Annotated in this window: 18 protein-coding genes; 13 read left to right on the forward strand and 5 right to left on the reverse strand. The window is 31.9% G+C overall.

The features are described 5' to 3' along the window. Positions 1-2: 2 nt before the first annotated feature. Positions 3-1,781, reverse strand: coding sequence for a 1-deoxy-D-xylulose-5-phosphate synthase (locus tag GKR88_02355; protein QMU63229.1), 1,779 nt, complete (start codon positions 1,779-1,781; stop codon positions 3-5). A gap of 73 nt (positions 1,782-1,854) precedes the next feature. Between GKR88_02355 and GKR88_02360 the strand changes: the two genes are divergently transcribed. From GKR88_02360 to GKR88_02410, 11 genes are all read left to right on the forward strand, one after another. Beyond that, positions 1,855-2,304 (forward strand): nucleoside deaminase, encoded by a 450-nt coding sequence (locus GKR88_02360; protein QMU66618.1) that lies wholly within the window; start codon positions 1,855-1,857, stop codon positions 2,302-2,304. 274 nt (positions 2,305-2,578) lie between these two features. Then, positions 2,579-2,950, forward strand: a complete 372-nt coding sequence (locus GKR88_02365; GenBank protein QMU63230.1) for a transposase — start codon at positions 2,579-2,581, stop codon at positions 2,948-2,950. Beyond that, positions 2,950-3,807: an IS3 family transposase gene (locus GKR88_02370; protein QMU63231.1), complete on the forward strand. Its 858-nt coding sequence runs from the start codon at positions 2,950-2,952 to the stop codon at positions 3,805-3,807. The genes GKR88_02365 and GKR88_02370 overlap by 1 nt, the downstream gene beginning before the upstream one ends. 189 nt (positions 3,808-3,996) lie before the next feature. Further along, positions 3,997-4,731, forward strand: a complete 735-nt coding sequence (locus tag GKR88_02375; protein QMU63232.1) for a hypothetical protein — start codon at positions 3,997-3,999, stop codon at positions 4,729-4,731. A gap of 17 nt (positions 4,732-4,748) precedes the next feature. Then, entirely contained in the window at positions 4,749-5,174 is a 426-nt protein-coding gene (locus GKR88_02380) for a hypothetical protein (protein ID QMU63233.1), read from the forward strand. A 177-nt stretch (positions 5,175-5,351) separates the two neighbouring features. Continuing rightward, a complete protein-coding gene (locus GKR88_02385; protein QMU63234.1) occupies positions 5,352-5,723 on the forward strand; it encodes a transposase in 372 nt (123 codons plus the stop codon). Continuing rightward, complete coding sequence (locus tag GKR88_02390; GenBank protein QMU63235.1) at positions 5,723-5,902, forward strand: hypothetical protein; 180 nt, start codon at positions 5,723-5,725, stop codon at positions 5,900-5,902. Before GKR88_02385 ends, GKR88_02390 begins: the two co-directional genes overlap by 1 nt. Before the next feature lie 15 nt (positions 5,903-5,917). Beyond that, positions 5,918-6,580, forward strand: coding sequence for an IS3 family transposase (locus GKR88_02395; GenBank protein ID QMU63236.1), 663 nt, complete (start codon positions 5,918-5,920; stop codon positions 6,578-6,580). Positions 6,581-6,811: 231 nt separating this feature from the next. Then, positions 6,812-7,651, forward strand: a complete 840-nt coding sequence (locus GKR88_02400) for a hypothetical protein (protein ID QMU63237.1) — start codon at positions 6,812-6,814, stop codon at positions 7,649-7,651. Between the two features lie 300 nt (positions 7,652-7,951). After that, positions 7,952-8,176 carry a hypothetical protein gene (locus tag GKR88_02405; protein ID QMU63238.1) on the forward strand — a complete coding sequence of 75 codons (225 nt, stop codon included), beginning with the start codon at positions 7,952-7,954 and terminating at the stop codon, positions 8,174-8,176. Between the two features lie 55 nt (positions 8,177-8,231). Beyond that, the gene (locus GKR88_02410) at positions 8,232-9,014 is read left to right on the forward strand and encodes an enoyl-CoA hydratase (protein ID QMU63239.1); all 783 of its coding nucleotides are present in this window, start codon (positions 8,232-8,234) and stop codon (positions 9,012-9,014) included. A 206-nt stretch (positions 9,015-9,220) separates the two neighbouring features. Here GKR88_02410 and GKR88_02415 read toward each other — a convergent pair whose 3' ends face one another. Together GKR88_02415 and GKR88_02420 are read right to left on the reverse strand one after the other, a co-directional pair. Next, entirely contained in the window at positions 9,221-11,278 is a 2,058-nt protein-coding gene (locus tag GKR88_02415) for an insulinase family protein (GenBank protein ID QMU63240.1), read from the reverse strand. 21 nt (positions 11,279-11,299) lie between these two features. Next, positions 11,300-12,613 carry an insulinase family protein gene (locus GKR88_02420; GenBank protein QMU63241.1) on the reverse strand — a complete coding sequence of 438 codons (1,314 nt, stop codon included), beginning with the start codon at positions 12,611-12,613 and terminating at the stop codon, positions 11,300-11,302. A 355-nt stretch (positions 12,614-12,968) separates the two neighbouring features. On the opposite strand from GKR88_02420, the gene GKR88_02425 reads away from it, so the two are divergent. Further along, positions 12,969-13,142 carry a hypothetical protein gene (locus GKR88_02425; GenBank protein ID QMU63242.1) on the forward strand — a complete coding sequence of 58 codons (174 nt, stop codon included), beginning with the start codon at positions 12,969-12,971 and terminating at the stop codon, positions 13,140-13,142. A gap of 173 nt (positions 13,143-13,315) precedes the next feature. Here the strand turns inward: GKR88_02425 and GKR88_02430 are convergent, their stop codons facing one another. Further along, a complete protein-coding gene (locus tag GKR88_02430) occupies positions 13,316-14,209 on the reverse strand; it encodes an IS1595 family transposase (protein QMU63243.1) in 894 nt (297 codons plus the stop codon). Positions 14,210-15,108: 899 nt separating this feature from the next. Here GKR88_02430 and GKR88_02435 point away from each other — a divergent pair. Then, the gene (locus GKR88_02435) at positions 15,109-15,417 is read left to right on the forward strand and encodes a hypothetical protein (protein QMU63244.1); all 309 of its coding nucleotides are present in this window, start codon (positions 15,109-15,111) and stop codon (positions 15,415-15,417) included. Positions 15,418-15,840: 423 nt separating this feature from the next. Here GKR88_02435 and GKR88_02440 read toward each other — a convergent pair whose 3' ends face one another. Beyond that, a complete protein-coding gene (locus GKR88_02440; protein QMU63245.1) occupies positions 15,841-17,124 on the reverse strand; it encodes a hypothetical protein in 1,284 nt (427 codons plus the stop codon).

The raw sequence follows: 17,124 nt of genomic DNA on the forward strand, positions 1-17,124 counted from the left end.
TTTTATCTGCTAACTATTTTTTGTAATTTTTTTGCAATTGCTTGAGGGTCTAATCCTAAAATTTTTTGTAATTCATAAATGGTTCCGTGTGCTACAAATACATCCGGAATGCCTAAGATATCTATAGAAGCATCGTATTTATGTTGTGAAGCAAATGCTAAAACGGAGGAACCAAACCCTCCTTTCATAACCCCGTCTTCAATGGTTATAAGTATCTCGAACTTTTTAAAGATATCATGTAACAAAGCCTCGTCCAGTGGCTTGATAAAGCGTAAATCATAATGAGCAATATCAATATTCGAATCGAGTAAATCAAAAGCCTGTGTTATATTTTTTGAAATGGTTCCTACTGACAGCACAGCTGCTTTTCTACCTTCTTTTAAACAAACTCCTGTTCCTGTTTTAATTTTTTTAAATGGTTGCCTCCAATTTTTAATATCTCCTTTTCCTCTGGGATAGCGAATTGCAATCGGATGATCTATCCCTAATTGTGACGTATATAAGATATTTCGAAATTCAATTTCATTTCTTGGTGCACAAATGATCAGGTTTGGAATGCAATTTAAATAGGCAATATCAAAAACGCCATGGTGTGTAGCCCCGTCTCTACCTACTAAACCGGCCCTGTCTATGCAAAAAATTACCGGTAAATTTTGTAAAGCAACATCGTGGATAACTTGGTCATATGCTCTTTGCAAAAATGTGGAGTAAATGACACAAAAAGGAACCATTTTCCGGGTAGCAAATCCTGCTGCCAATGTTACGGCGTGTTGTTCGGCAATCCCCACATCAAAAGTTCTCTCGGGGAATTTCCGCATCATCAGGTTTAAAGAGCTGCCTGTTAGCATAGCAGGGGTAATGGCTATGATTTTTTCGTTTTCTTTGGCTAATTCAACTAGGGTTTTTCCAAAAACATCTTGATATTTTGTAAAATGATCTTCTTTTGATTCTACTACTATTTCACCTGAAATTTTATCAAACTTTCCGGGGGAATGATATTGAATCTGGTTTTCTTCGGCTTTTTGTAAGCCCTTTCCTTTTGTAGTAACAACATGTAGGAACCGGAGCCCTTTTATCTTTTTTAATCGTTTTAGTTCGGCACCCAGTTTATCCATATTATGCCCGTCAACGGGACCAGCATAACCAAAGTTTAATGCACTTATAGGATTATTTTTAGCAACAGTTTTATCTGTCTTAATTTTTGCCAGATATTCTTTTAAAGCACCTACCGAAGGGTCTATTCCTATAGCATTATCATTTAAAACAATTAGCAAATTAGCATTAGAAACACCGGCATGGTTTAGAGCTTCAAAAGCCATTCCGCTTGCAATGGAAGCATCTCCGATAACTACGATATGCTGTTTTTCCGTTTCACCTTTTAAGCTGGAAGCTACGGCCATTCCTAAAGCTGCGGAAATAGAGGTAGAAGAATGGCCGGTGCCAAAAACATCAAATTCACTTTCGCTCCGTTTTGGAAAACCTGAAATGCCATGCAATTGGCGATTGGTGTGAAAACTATTTTTTCTGCCTGTTAAAATTTTGTGCCCGTAAGCCTGGTGGCCTACATCCCAGACCAATAGGTCATCAGGGGTATTAAAAAAGTAATGCAATGCTATTGTGATCTCCACGACTCCTAAACTTGCACCTAAATGCCCTTCTTTAGTAGCAATCACATCAATAATAAATCTACGTAACTCCCTGGCTAATTGAGGTAATAGGTCTGTTTTTAATTTTCTTAAGTCAGACGGATATGTTATGGTATCTAACAAGCTTTTTGACATATTACAAAAATACGGTTTTACAACTCAAATCCTTTTTGTATTATTGATGAAGTGAGTTTCATAATTAAAAATGATGTTAATTCCTTTTGATGATACATATTTTATGAAAAAAGCTTTGCAGGAAGCACAATATGCTTTTGATAAGGGAGAAGTTCCTATAGGTGCGGTTGTTGTTTTAAAAGATCAAATTATTGCAAGAGGACATAACCTCACGGAAACATTAAACGATGTTACGGCTCATGCGGAAATGCAAGTATTTACTGCTGCGGCAGATTTTCTAGGGGGTAAGTATTTAAGAGAATGTACTTTATATGTAACTTTGGAGCCTTGCCAAATGTGTGCCGGTGCCAGTTATTGGGCACAATTAGGTAAAATTGTGTACGGAACTTCAGAGCCGGAAAGAGGCTTTTCTCGTCTGAATACAAAACTGCATCCGAAAACAAAAGTAGTAAACGGCGTATTGGAAGATGAATGCAGCTTAATTTTAAGACGGTTTTTTATTGAAAAAAGAAACTTAAACTAAAAATAATATAAAGTTGGAAAATATAAAAGTTTAAAGTTAGAAAGCCCCAAGTTTTTCATAATGACTTAAAATACAAAAAGTCTAAACGAGTTCAATAAGAAAGAAGCATTATTTTTAGAGAAATTAAAAGTTAAATTTTATAAATACCTACCTGAAAAGGGTGAGTTTTAAATTTCATTGTTAAAGGGGATTGATTTACGTTAAAAATTATCTCACCTTTGTAGTGTAATCGTGTGACCCGTCCTGAAATATGTATACAAAAAACAACAAGTATATGTATAAAAATGATGGATATGTAAGACGTTATAGTGAGAGTTTTAAACTCAAAGTATTAGCAGAACTTACCAAAGGAAACCATTCCAAAAGACAAATTGCCTTAACTTACGGCATACAATCTAGTACGATAAACGTATGGATTAAAAAATATGACCGTAAAGATTTAATGAACACCCGTGTAACCGTGCAAACAGACGACGAATTATCCCGTATTAAAGCCCTTCAAAAAGAGCTAAAACAACTCAAAGATCTTCTTATTAAAAAGGATCTAGATAAACTTGTGAATGATAGTTATCTTGAAGTAGCTGCTGAAAATCTTGGCTATAAAAATGTTGAAGAATTAAAAAAAAACTTAAACATAAAGCCTTAATGAAAATAGCACCGATTAATAGAAAAAAAAGAAGGTACGCCATCGCTACTATTTGTAATGCTTTCGAGTTAAAAAGAGATGCTTATTACAAATATCAAAAAAGGTTTGTTCTTAAAAAACAAATAGAACAAAATGTAATAATGCTTGTTAAAAAAAGCAGGAAAACATTACCCAGAGAAGGTACTAGAAAGCTAATGAAATCCTTACATAATGATTTTAGGAAACAGAATATAAATATAGGTAGAGACCAGTTATTTAGAATCTTAAAAGAAAATAATTTGTTAATTAGAAGGAAAAAATATTCTTCTAAAACAACCAACTCTTACCATCGTTTTTATAAATATAAAAATATCATAAAAGACCTGATCATTAATAGACCTAACCAAGTTTGGGCTTCGGATATTACCTATATAAGAACTATAAATGGATTTTGTTATTTAGCACTTATTACTGATATGTATTCAAGAAAAATAGTAGGCTATGATATTAGTGATAGTTTAGAACTTAAAGGCTGTGTTAGAGCTTTAAATAAAGCTATTTATCAAACTAAAAATACCGAAGAAATCATACATCATTCTGATAGAGGAATACAATATTGTAGCAATGTTTATACTCAAATTTTGAAAAGAAAAAAGATACAAATCAGTATGACCCAAGAAAATCATTGCTACGAAAACGCAATGGCCGAAAGAGTTAACGGAATTTTAAAAGATGAATTCTTCCTCGACCAAACATTTACAAATATCAATCACGCCAAAAAAGCAACAAAAAATGCAATCAAATTATATAATAATAAAAGATTACATTTATCTTTAGATTATAAAACACCTAATTACGTGCACAAAAATGTAGCATAAATTTTAATAATTAACTGTAGCCCTATTTTAGGACGAGACATAAAACAAACATAGCGGTCAAAAACGGACTGACCATCCAAAATCGAAAATGTGAAAGTTGAAACCGAAATAAAAGAAAAAGTAAACCGAGTTACGAAAATCGAAAGAGTAGAAAAAGAAAATTTTATTAACTTGGAAAAATCTAAATGAGTGAAAAAGATTTTTTCCCCTAAATTAAGTATTATGAATATTTTAAAAATTTTTAGAAAACCTTATCTAGCATTATTGTTAGCTGGATTAGTACTGTTTTTTTCTTGTGAGCAATATGAATTAAATAAGCCGAGAAGTTTCAATTATGCTTTGTATAAAGCTTTTAAGGAGCGAAACATTGAGTTAATAAATATTGATTTCAAAAACTCTGATAATGATAAATCATTACAATTTGGGCAAGGTTTATTAGCAACTTTAAACAATGAATATGGATCTAATTTAGCTATTCCAGACCACATTTTAACAGCCTTATTTACTAAGACAGATATTAAAGATATTAAATCTTTTGTGGTAAATGAAGGTTTGTTATCGAACCAAGATGTAGAAGATCTAAGAAGTTTTGCTGATAAAACTGAGACTGATAACTTCCAAATAGCAATAGATGAATTTGAACAAGACATTATATCAAGAAACCTGTCCGATGTTGAGTTTGAGAAGTTCAATAAAATTGCAAGTTCATTGAAAATTACGAACGAAGAAAACTCAGAAATTTTCGATAATAATCAATTTCAAGCTAGAGGACCATGGAGTTGTCTTCTTGCTTATTTAATTTGGGTTGCAGCCCTTATTGGATTTGTAGCTGGTTGCGCCACAGTATTTTTATGTGCAATAGCTCTTATTGGTTTGGCTTCGGCTAGCTATAATGTAATAACTGAATGTGCCGGATACATGTAATAAATAATATTCATATCATGATTAAATTACCTAAATATATAATTCAAGCCCTGTTTTTTTTGTGTTTATTGATAGCTTTAATATATGTCTATTTTATTTATAGTCACAATAAAGAACTGAACTTTTTCAAATATTCAAACTCTTTCTTTTTATCCATTTTAATTGGAAGTCTTTTTTTATCACTTTATCAAAAAGAATCAGTAAAAAAAGGACAGCTAAACATTATGAAATTCCCCTTTTTAACAGCAATTATTATGATAATTGAAATTTTAGTATTCTCTATCTTTATTAGAAAATTAATAATTTCTGAGATTCAAAATAAAGAAGTGCTTTATTGGCAAATATCTGCACCTATTTTAGCAATACTATCATTAATAGTTTTCATAAAAATACATATTAAAAACATCAAGACCAGAAGGAAAGGTGAAAGTAACGTGGCATAACACGGTATAAAAAATAGCGGTTTAAGTACAGTACATCATTTAAAATTGATTCCGTAAATTGAAACTCCGTACAAAACTGAAAAGTTAGCACTTTTAAGCCCGCTACTTTTCGTATACAAAACCGTTAGCCACATTAATGACCCGTCCTGAAATATGTATACAAAAAACAACAAGTATATGTATAAAAATGATGGATATGTAAGACGTTATAGTGAGAGTTTTAAACTCAAAGTATTAGCAGAACTTACCAAAGGAAACCATTCCAAAAGACAAATTGCCTTAACTTACGGCATACAATCTAGTACGATAAACGTATGGATTAAAAAATATGACCGTAAAGATTTAATGAACACCCGTGTAACCGTGCAAACAGACGACGAATTATCCCGTATTAAAGCCCTTCAAAAAGAGCTAAAACAACTCAAAGATCTTCTTATTAAAAAGGATCTAGATAAACTTGTGAATGATAGTTATCTTGAAGTAGCTGCTGAAAATCTTGGCTATAAAAATGTTGAAGAATTAAAAAAAAACTTAAACATAAAGCCTTAATGAAAATAGCACCGATTAATAGAAAAAAAAGAAGGTACGCCATCGCTACTATTTGTAATGCTTTCGAGTTAAAAAGAGATGCTTATTACAAATATCAAAAAAGGTTTGTTCTTAAAAAACAAATAGAACAAAATGTAATAATGCTTGTTAAAAAAAGCAGGAAAACATTACCCAGATAAGGTACTAGAAAGCTAATGAAATCCTTACATAATGATTTTAGGAAACAGAATATAAATATAGGTAGAGACCAGTTATTTAGAATCTTAAAAGAAAATAATTTGTTAATTAGAAGGAAAAAATATTCTTCTAAAACAACCAACTCTTACCATCGTTTTTATAAATATAAAAATATCATAAAAGACCTGATCATTAATAGACCTAACCAAGTTTGGGCTTCGGATATTACCTATATAAGAACTATAAATGGATTTTGTTATTTAGCACTTATTACTGATATGTATTCAAGAAAAATAGTAGGCTATGATATTAGTGATAGTTTAGAACTTAAAGGCTGTGTTAGAGCTTTAAATAAAGCTATTTATCAAACTAAAAATACCGAAGAAATCATACATCATTCTGATAGAGGAATACAATATTGTAGCAATGTTTATACTCAAATTTTGAAAAGAAAAAAGATACAAATCAGTATGACCCAAGAAAATCATTGCTACGAAAACGCAATGGCCGAAAGAGTTAACGGAATTTTAAAAGATGAATTCTTCCTCGACCAAACATTTACAAATATCAATCACGCCAAAAAAGCAACAAAAAATGCAATCAAATTATATAATAATAAAAGATTACATTTATCTTTAGATTATAAAACACCTAATTACGTGCACAAAAATGTAGCATAAATTTTAATAATTAACTGTAGCCCTATTTTAGGACGAGACATAAAACAAACATAACGGTAAAAAAACAGGTTGACCACCTACCTTAAAATTAAGTGAGTGGAATATGTGAAATCGGAAAAACCACTTGATAAAAATAGAGTAAACCGATTGAATGTCGAATAATTCAAATTTTGTATAACCAGAAAAATTTAAAATAAATGAAAAAGATTTTTCCTCTAAAACTAAATAAAGATGAAACATTTATCTAAAATAGCATTTGCTATCATTTTAAGTTTAACACTCTTTGCTTGTAGTGAAGAAAATAGTTCTATACGGAAAAATGACTCTGAATTATTATCTTTAAATGAGTTTAAAAAGTTAGCTCAAGACCATAACAAAGCAATGGATTATGTTCTAAATGGATTAAAGAATAATGATGTATCATTTAATAAAAATAAAGCTAATATAGATGATTTAATAAATTCAGAACTAAATTCATTTTACTCTATCACATATAAAACAGGTAAAGAGATAGCAGTAGAATATTCAGAAAAGGAGGTAGAGAGATTTTTTTATGACAAAAGAATGACAGAAAGGAGTAGTTCTAATTCTGTGCCTCCTATTCAAGCCGTAATTGAAGAGTATTCAGATAATTTATCAGATGAAGTTATTGAATTATTAAATGAAGTTGAAATTTCTCTGAACAATGCTCCCAATGATTTTGGTGCTACAATCAATCAACTAAATTTGATTGAAGAGACTGCTCAAAATGAATTATCTGAAATAGATGCTCAAATAATTCTGGCTAGTGCTGAAATAGGAAAAGCCTCTTTAGAGTATTGGAGAGATAATATTGATGATTGGCAACAGGTCTTATCAAGTGAAAGTAACCGTTCAGGACGAGGTTGGTTTAGTTGGAGTGATGTGGCAGGTGCAGATGTTGCTGGAGCGGTTGGAGGTGCTGTTGGTGCAGCAATAGTAAATGTTGTTCCTGGAGCAGGTCAAGTAGGATATGCTGGGGCTATTATTGGTGGAGCTGCTGGAGGAAGTGCAGCATCTGCAGTTTCTCAGATATGGGATCATTTCTTTTAAAATTGTAGTATTATGACAAAAGCTGGATATTTTATTTTTTTCATAACATTTATTGTTATTTATACAATTTTAACAATCTTTATCTTTGAAAAAGAAATAAGTATACTTATATTACATTCCACATTGAGTTCAATATTCTCCATTTTGATAATTTATTTATATCAAAAATTTAAAATGAAAAAAGAATAATAAACGTGGCATAACACGGTATATAAAAAATAGCGGTTAAGTACGGATTTCAAAGGTTTGTACTTTTCTGCTGTATTTACCTTAGATTGAAAAATAATAATTTTTTTTATTTTGCTACTTTTTATATACGGGGACGATAATACTTACAGAAGTACTAGAACTAAATTAGGAAACGTAAATACCGGAGATGGTTATAAATTCAGGGGACGTGGTATTTTTCAGTTAACAGGAAGTTATAACAACCAATCTGGGCTTGGTGCTTATGATAAAATTCATTGTACCAGTAAATGTAGCAACTCCAGAAAAGCAGCATTAAAAATTTGTGAATTTTTTTAACTTTAAAATCTATTAGGTATTTAAACTGGTATTCAAAACAAATAATTTTAGCAATATGAATTTTAAAAACATCCTGGTAGAAGAAAAAAGCGGATTGGCAATTATTACTATTAACAGACCCAAAAAGTTAAATGCGTTAAACATTGCTACTATACATGAGCTACATCGGGCTTTTGACAGCCTAAATAGCAATCCTTTTATTAGAGTCATTGTAATTACAGGTAGTGGAGACAAGGCCTTCGTTGCAGGAGCAGATATTTCCGAATTTGCTCATTTTTCTGTTGAAGAAGGAGAAAAACTGGCCGAAAAGGGGCAGGAACTCCTATTTGATTTTATAGCAAATTTATCAACTCCGGTGATTGCAGCTGTCAACGGGTTTGCCCTGGGAGGAGGTTTGGAGTTAGCCATGGCATGCCATCTCAGAATTGCTTCTGACGATGCAAAAATGGGATTACCGGAAGTTTCACTGGGAGTAATCCCCGGTTACGGAGGAACTCAACGCCTGCCACAACTGGTAGGAAAGGGAAAAGCCATGGAACTAATCATGACTGCAAATATGATTACTGCCGAAGAGGCAAAAAAAATCGGACTAGTCAATGATTTAACTATTCAGGAAAATTTACTTTCTCTGACAGAAAAACTGGCAGGTAAAATAATGAAAAATTCACCTGTTGCAATTGGCGCAGCAATAAAATCCGTAAACGATCACTTTAAAGATGGTATCAATGGCTTTAAGACCGAAATCAAGGAATTTGGAAACTGTTTTGGAACCGAAGATTTTAAAGAAGGAACTACTGCTTTCTTAGAAAAAAGAAAACCTGATTTCCCCGGAAAATAATCAAAACAAAAAACCGGAAAGGTGAATATTCTTCCGGTTTTTTGTTTATATATTCGAGACCTTTGCAGAATTGATTTGACAAAAAAGTTCAACGCCCGAAGAAAATTTTCGGGAAGGAAGAAATTTGAAGTCAAATCAATTTCAATACAGAATATATCACTATTTTGTAAAGATCTCTATTCATAATTAAAGTAGTGTCTAAAAAATCACTTAAAATCTTCATCTGTTACTCCTTCGTTGATTTTTATTTCTTTTGTTACAAAATCAATCTTTTGTCGTCCAAAAAAACGAGAAACTTTGTGTGGAAATTTAATTCCGTTTACTTCTTTATAATCCGCATATAAAACAACGTTTTTTATCTCCTGTCCATCCGGGCTTTTAGCAGTTTGAACCGTTTTTATTTTTAACCCTGAAACTACATCGTAATACACTTCTTTGTCGTTAATTTCAATTACGTAGGCGTTTTTACCTTCAACAGGCTCTATTCTTTTTAAATTTCCTTTTGCATAGGCCATATCGGAGAAAGGAGTGGTATCGGATTTTGCTTCCTCCAAATCTTCTCCTTCCAAATCTTTCTTTTGACCTCTGGCTTCCGAATACCCTTTTTCACCATCAAAAACTTGCTTTTGCAGTACATTTCCCAGCATAGATAAAAGGATAGACTGTTTGTTGGGTTTTGCCGTTTTATCAATAAGTGAAATGGGAGCCGGTGCTCCTGTTACATTAGCTTCGGACGTAATCATTAACGTCTCTACAGTTGCCACTTTTTCCGATCCTCCTATAGCACTTACATAATTATCAACAACAGTAGCAGCAGTCACACCTTCAGGAATTGGCAATGACATTTCCGGTTTTTCAGAAGGTTTTCCGTATTTATCAAAATAATCAATCTTATAATCGGAATTTTTTTCCAAATTCTTTAAAACATCAATGCCTTTGCCGGTAATTATAATTCGGGCTTTATCACCTCTAAAATATTTAATCGCTGCATTCTGCACATCATCTACAGTTACTGCATTTATTTTTTGCAAATAGGTTTCGTAGTAATCTTTCGGTAAATCATACAATTCAATATTTAAAGCATATCTGGCAGCAGTAGCCGGTTTTTGAACATCAATTACAAAATTGCCAATATATTTTTCTTTGGCATCTTTTAGTTCTTTTTCGGTTACTTTTTGATATCGGATTTTATTAATTTCTTTTAATAATTCTACTACGGAACTATCGGTTACCACATTCCTAACACTTGCTGTTGCTCTAAATGTTCCTGCATGTCTGCTTTGCCTTACATTTGAGTATGATCCGTACGTATATCCTTTATCTTCTCTCAGGTTTTGAAATAAACGAGCTGTTGCTCCTCCTCCTAGAATTTGATTTGCCAGTAAAGCAGCATAGTAATCTTCATCGCCTAGTTTCAGATTAATATTGTTAATGACAGCAATTTCAGATTGTACGGCATTAGGCATATCAACAAAATCTATTTCTGTAGTTTCTACATTTTCAGGTGTGGGCATTATATATGAAGGAATGGTTCCCGGAGACCAATCACCAAATAATTTTTTTACTAATTTTTTTGTCTTTTTAGGGTTGATATCTCCGATAATCACCAGATATCCGTTATTTGGTCTATAGTAGGTATCATATGCATTTTTAACATCTTCAAGCGTAATATTTTTTACTGTTTCTTTGGTGGTAAATTCTCCAAAAGGATGGTCTTTACCATATGTTAATACATCTTCGACTCTTCTGGCGGCGGTGGTAACGCTTTTTTCATTAGATTTTATAGCATCCAGCGTTATTTTTACTTCTTTATCAAATTCTTCTTGGGTAAAAACAGTATTTTTAACCCCATCTGCCATTAAACTTAAAATTTCCGGAAAGTATTTTTTTAATGAAGAACCAAAAGCTCCCCTTCTGGAAAAATTTAAATTTGCTCCCATATAATCCACTTTTTCATTAAAATCATCTTTAGAAATATGAGTGGTTCCTCTTCCAATTAAACTTCCCGTCATGGATGTAAGTCCGGCTTTATCCCCTTCAAAAACAGGGTAATTATCTATGGTTAAATTTGCGGAAGCTCTCGGTAATTTATGGTTTTCTACCAAAATTACGGTCAACCCGTTTTTCAGTTTAAATTTTTCTGCTTTACCTAGTTTTACCTTTGGAGCAGGGCCGGGTTCAGGCATTTTACTTCTGTCAATCTGAGCATTTACTGTAAAAGACATTGCCAGCATTGCTACGAATAATAAGATTTTTGTTTTCATAATTATAAATGTCTTTTGGTATTATTTTTCCTCTGGTAAATATTCCAAGAGTAATCGTTGATTGGGGTTTAGATATTTTTTAGCAACTGCTCTGATTTCTTCTCTGGTAATAGATCTGTAAATTTCAATTTCCGTATTAATTAAATTTGTATCATTATATAAAACATGATAACGTGCCAGAGAATTTGCAATTCCTTCTACACTTGAATTAGCATTCACGTAATTATTTTCAAACTTATTTTGTAGTTTTTGATACGCTTTTTCAGAGATCAAATCCCTTTGAATTTTTATAACTTCAGCATCCATTTCTTTTACCAGGTCAGATAATTTAGTTTCACCCTGAGGAATACTAAATAGTGCATATACTCCATAATCTTCCTGGCTCAAATTTACTGCTTGTACAGCTAGTGCCATTTTTTTAGTATCGACCATTTTTTTATACAGAACAGAACTTTTACCACTACTTAAATAACTGGAAATCATATCTAAAATTCTTGAATCCCGCGTTTTCATAGAAGGCGTTCTATAGGCAGCCACTATGGCAGGTAATTGAATATTAGGATCGTATGCTTTAGCATCTATTTGCGATGTGATAGGGTCTTCTTTTGGAAAATTCCTTACAATATCTTTTCCTTTGGGAATCTCTCCAAAGTAATCTTTAATCATTTTTTTTGTTTCAAAAATATTGATATCACCTGCAACAACTAACGTCCCATTATTTGGCACATAATATTTTTTGTTGAATGCTAAAAATTCATCTAAGGTAGCTGCATCCAGATGTTCCATTTTTCCAATAGTCGTTCCTTTATAAGGGTGTTTTTTAAACATATGAAGTTTTACATTCTCCAATAATCTGGAATACGGCTGATTATCAACACGTAATCTTTTTTCCTCTTTTACTACTTCATTTTGAGTATCCACACCGTCCCGGCCAATTATGGGATGTAATAATCTTTCGGATTCCATCCATAATCCGATCTCTAATTTATTGGAAGGAAATATTTCATAGTAATACGTTCTGTCATCAGTAGTATTTGCATTATTCCTGCCTCCATTGGCAGACACTATTTTAAACCATTCTCCTTTACCGATATTTTTAGAACCTTCAAAAAGCAGATGTTCAAAAAAGTGAGCCATTCCTGTTCTGTCAGGTTGTTCATCTTTTGCGCCTACGTGATACATTACAGAGGTAATGACTACAGGAGCCGAATCGTCTTTATGTAAAATCACATGCATTCCATTATCTAAATCATATTCTTCAAACTCAACTTGTTGAGCACTTGAAAAAAATGCTGTCAAAAAAACTAAAAACAGTGTTAAAATTCTTTTATTCATTGATTTGTTAATTTTTAAGTTGTTTAGTACGACGCATCCAAATACTTTTTGTTACAAAAATTTTATAGATGAGTCTTAATTGGTTCATTACCAAAAATAAGAAGTATTCACCAGAATCACGGAAAAATAAGAATTTTTATCTTTAGATTAATTACTCATAAAACTCATTTTTTTGATTTCTAAAATTTTTAGAAGATACCTACGATACATAATTCAGGTTTAACTTTACACATAACTTGAACTCATTTAAAATTTTAATTTTCGCTTACATATAAAAAGTTAAAAAAAACCTAATAAAAATGTAACATTTGTTAAAATCAAACGTCTTTACTAAAAGATAAGCTTTATATAAAAAATGAGAAATCTTAAAAAAATAATAGCTTTATTCTTATTAATTTTTATTACGGGAACAGTAGTAACTATTATTTCCATTAATAAAATTCTAGATAAAGAAACTTCTAAAGATACAGAGACTATAAAAGCTTCCAAAGACTCCATAAAAGACAAGAGTACTAAAAGAGTAATTTGATCTTTTAACCCGGATGATGCATTAGAAAATTCATTACAGTTCGAAATCGTTTCAAAATAGATCACTTCACTGCATTTTTAAAATAAACTATAGTCGTGCTACCTTACCTTTAAGAAAATGCTATATGTTATCACAATCTCAATCTTCATAAAAAAGTTTATAGAGGTCAGTAGTTAGTTACATATAATTTCACTTTGATAAATTTTATCACTCATGACCATTTTAGTTATTAAGTTATTGAATATTGTGTTTTTGTTTTGCGAGCGATTAATTCTAAAACAAAACTCATTAAAGTATCGGTTTAGATTAAACTCACTTACCCAAGAATAAGTTGTCCTAATCCATGATTTTATTTGATGAATCATCGTATGTAAGGCTTTAAAGTTTAATCCTTTGTCGCTATCAATCTGGGTAATGTTATAGGCTTTTGCAATAGGCCTGTAGCCTTTCCATTTGTGAGTGATTACTTGAGCCTTTCTATCAATATGCTTAATGAACATATATTGCAACGATTGTGCAGAAAAATCTTTGATGTTTAAAGCATACATACGCTTTACTTTGCCCTGGTCTGTGAACTCAACAGCAGTAATAGCCTTCTTTTTCTTAGCATCATAACTACGACCTATCTTGTTTTGCTCATAACCACCCAACACAAATTCATCAACCTGTACATGACCATCCATAGGGTTATTTTTACTAGAAGCCATAGCTTCTCTTACTTTAAGCATAAACAATCGTGCTGTCTTTTCTGTAATACCATAGCGTACACCCATTTGTGTAGCTGATAAACTCTTGGTGGTAGTTGCCATTTCAAAACAGATAAAAAAGGCTTTTCGTACACCAAATCGCACTCTGTGAAAAATGGTGTTAGCCGTTGGGCTTTCTGTATCACCACATTTATTGCATGTTCTTGAAAAGTTCTTACGTACTTGGTAACTGGTATTACCACATTTACGACATACATAACCCTCTTTCCACTTGATTTGACCTAGATATGCTTTGCAATCTACATCTGTTTTAAAGCGTTCAGCGAACTCTAAAAAGTTTTGACCCTTGAAAATTTCCATAAAATCCCTATTTTTATTGACATACAAGTTATGAAATTATCTACTGACCTCTAAAAGTTATAATACATCGTTTAACAAATTGAACTATTGCGTCTATTTTTCATTACTTTTTAAGTAATTAACAATGTACATTATAATTTTTTATTTTTTATATGAATTTTGAAAAAAATAATGCTTATAATAAGTTGTTTATAAGTAACATAAAATGATACTATAAAATTTTGATATATGGGTTATTAAAAAAAATAAACAATTTATCAAAACATAACTCTTTAAAAATCAATTTTTTGTAGCTTATTAACTTTTACTATAATAAAATATGCACATATTCTTATTAATAAGAATTATCTAAAAAATGTAAGTAAATGCTAATATTTATGTTGATAAATGTTTATTAATATATAAGAAATAAAATTGTTTTTTTAATCATAAAGTCTAATAATATTATTCATTTATCAAACCAAATTTTATTTTTATTTTTTTTTAACCGGTTTTTAACAATTAAAATTCATAATTTGAAATAAAAAGACTGAACTTACTTAATAAATTTTGATACCTGGTAAAAACTCTTAATTATTAAAAATTAGAAAATACCCTACCAGTGGAATGAACAGATATAGGTACGTTTGTAATCAATAGAGAATAGTTGAATGAGTAGCTACGGTTCTATATTCCATATAATAGGGCGAAATCCGAAAAGCCCATTTTTAGAGAGAGTAGGAATCATTATTACCCGTTGTGCATTTTGAACTAAAAAGTAAATTTAAACCTCAGTTCGAGTGATTTTGAGCTACGAAAAATCGTATCGAGAATAGAATTTTTGCTCTAAATATGTTCTCGATACAAATTTTTCTTATTTTCAATCGAAAAATTTACTCGAATTGACGAATTTTATCAAAATGCACAACGGGTCATTATTATATTTTATTATTATTATGCCAAATTATCCGTTAACAAGAGGAGCAAATCAAGCAATCCAAAATTTACCATCCATTGAAATTAGAAATCCGCATCAAATAAATGCTAGGGTGGTTGTCACACATTATCGTATTAATCAACAGGACGAGTTGGTTAATGTAGATATTGGAGGACTTGATACAATTATTTGTAATTCACTCGCAGGAAGAGTCATCAGTAATGTTTTTTTACCTCAACAATACAATGAAGGAATTAATAACCCTAATGAAGTTATAATTATAAGACCTTAAAAAGTTGTATTAAAAATAATATTATTTTATAGAGTTACCCATTTAGTTCTCAAATGACTGATAATGAATTATAAGTTTAGTTTTCAAAATTTTAATCATTTAAACTCTAGGTCAATATTCATAAAGCTTCCCATGAAATCGCTGATGAGTTTATGCTACTTAACTGGGTAATCCTATTATTTTATACATTTAAAATAATTTACAAAAAACACTGCTTTTTAGATTTTCCTACAGAGCAGTATTTTTATATGTAGTAGATATAGGAATTAAAGGCACCTCTAAAAACTACTTTTTTATTCATATCAAAAAGATACAAACATCAAAAACCAATTCAAAAAAAAGAAGCTGCCTTTTCAGATAGCTCCTTTATTTTGAGTTTTTGGAGTATGCTAATGCACACTTTAGATGCCAAGATATATCTTCTTAATTTGGATCATAGATACACCGTACGGACATACCATAGCTTCTTCGGTAATTACTATTAATGACTACACTACTTGAATTGAACTGTAATAGACTAGCAGTTGCACCTGAGTTAAAACTAGCTGTACTTGACCAATAGAAACCATAATGAAGATTTTCAACTCCAATACCAGGATGCCAGTGATGACGATCTCCTGCGGTAGTTAATTTTAAGGGGCTGTTAAAAGCACCTGCAGCATTATTGGTAGTCCACGCCGCAAATTCTGTTTGCCATTCTGCTTCGGTAGGAACTCTAAAACCGTCGGGACACGGGTCATGTGATCCTTTGGTAGCGCCATTCCAACGTGTATCATCACGTGTACTTAACCAGTCGTAAGGATATGAACCATTTAGTATAAAAACAGAACCTTCATTACCGCTGGCTACAGGTCCGGCAGTTATACTACTCGTTCTGAACTGATGTCCGTCGGTATTTCTACCCCACTGATACAAATCTCCGTAAGCATTACTGTCATCGGAACTTGTAGCAACCTGAGTAGCCCCTAAATTTCGGTCCATAAAAATGGCACCTCCGGCTCCGACAACTGTTGGAGTGTTCACTAAAAATATCATTGCCTGTACTTCTGCCTGTGTTGCAGGACTGGAGAAGCTGTTGGGATTGGCATCAATATAATTTCTATATGCTGTTTCATTGGCATCATTTATTGCTGTCAAAGCAGGTATAATCTGATTTAGTTGTGCTATGGTTACTGTTGAGTTTTGAGTAGCGCTATCCGCATCACTACCGATTTGAGCTAAAACAGCATCACTTGCGTTTATATTATTAATAATGGTTTGTAGCTCCGCAAGTGTTGTAGGAGCAGGAGTAGGTGCATCAATAGCTACTTCATAACCCGAGAGGTTTGTTGCTATCAGGTTTGTTAAACCCACACTGGTCAGATCAGCTATACTCGGATTGCCATTTGCAGGATTATCAGATGCAGCGACAATAGAAGCCACACTGTGAGCAGAAATATTTGCACCATTTATTAGATTTATAAACTCACTTCCATTGTTAAGGTAAAGTCCTTTTGCATTGCAATTCGTACAATATACAATAAGTCCTTCGGCAGGAGATGCAATGGCATCTATTTGAGTTTTTGTCATTCTTGGTAGTAAGAAGCCTTTAGAGGTACTGCTTATATCCATAGCAGCAGAAGCCGGAGACATTGTTCGTACCCCAATCTGTGCGTGAGTTGCAATATTGAGAGCAATTCCTGTAAAAGTTACGATTATTTTTTTCAT

The organism is Flavobacteriaceae bacterium, from assembly GCA_014075215.1.
Taxonomy (GTDB): Bacteria; Bacteroidota; Bacteroidia; order Flavobacteriales; family Flavobacteriaceae; genus Polaribacter.

What these genes read in the sequence shown, in the direction of transcription:
- GKR88_02395 (QMU63236.1), top strand. Translation starts at nt 5,918, where the DNA reads ATGAAATCCTTACATAATGATTTTAGGAAACAGAATATAAATATAGGT.
- GKR88_02390 (QMU63235.1), top strand. Translation starts at nt 5,723, where the DNA reads ATGAAAATAGCACCGATTAATAGAAAAAAAAGAAGGTACGCCATCGCT.
- GKR88_02400 (QMU63237.1), top strand. Translation starts at nt 6,812, where the DNA reads ATGAAACATTTATCTAAAATAGCATTTGCTATCATTTTAAGTTTAACA.
- GKR88_02430 (QMU63243.1), bottom strand. Translation starts at nt 14,209, where the DNA reads ATGGAAATTTTCAAGGGTCAAAACTTTTTAGAGTTCGCTGAACGCTTT.
- GKR88_02355 (QMU63229.1), bottom strand. Translation starts at nt 1,781, where the DNA reads ATGTCAAAAAGCTTGTTAGATACCATAACATATCCGTCTGACTTAAGA.
- GKR88_02365 (QMU63230.1), top strand. Translation starts at nt 2,579, where the DNA reads ATGTATAAAAATGATGGATATGTAAGACGTTATAGTGAGAGTTTTAAA.
- GKR88_02370 (QMU63231.1), top strand. Translation starts at nt 2,950, where the DNA reads ATGAAAATAGCACCGATTAATAGAAAAAAAAGAAGGTACGCCATCGCT.
- GKR88_02385 (QMU63234.1), top strand. Translation starts at nt 5,352, where the DNA reads ATGTATAAAAATGATGGATATGTAAGACGTTATAGTGAGAGTTTTAAA.
- GKR88_02435 (QMU63244.1), top strand. Translation starts at nt 15,109, where the DNA reads ATGCACAACGGGTCATTATTATATTTTATTATTATTATGCCAAATTAT.
- GKR88_02360 (QMU66618.1), top strand. Translation starts at nt 1,855, where the DNA reads ATGTTAATTCCTTTTGATGATACATATTTTATGAAAAAAGCTTTGCAG.
- GKR88_02425 (QMU63242.1), top strand. Translation starts at nt 12,969, where the DNA reads ATGAGAAATCTTAAAAAAATAATAGCTTTATTCTTATTAATTTTTATT.
- GKR88_02420 (QMU63241.1), bottom strand. Translation starts at nt 12,613, where the DNA reads ATGAATAAAAGAATTTTAACACTGTTTTTAGTTTTTTTGACAGCATTT.
- GKR88_02415 (QMU63240.1), bottom strand. Translation starts at nt 11,278, where the DNA reads ATGAAAACAAAAATCTTATTATTCGTAGCAATGCTGGCAATGTCTTTT.
- GKR88_02380 (QMU63233.1), top strand. Translation starts at nt 4,749, where the DNA reads ATGATTAAATTACCTAAATATATAATTCAAGCCCTGTTTTTTTTGTGT.
- GKR88_02410 (QMU63239.1), top strand. Translation starts at nt 8,232, where the DNA reads ATGAATTTTAAAAACATCCTGGTAGAAGAAAAAAGCGGATTGGCAATT.
- GKR88_02440 (QMU63245.1), bottom strand. Translation starts at nt 17,124, where the DNA reads ATGAAAAAAATAATCGTAACTTTTACAGGAATTGCTCTCAATATTGCA.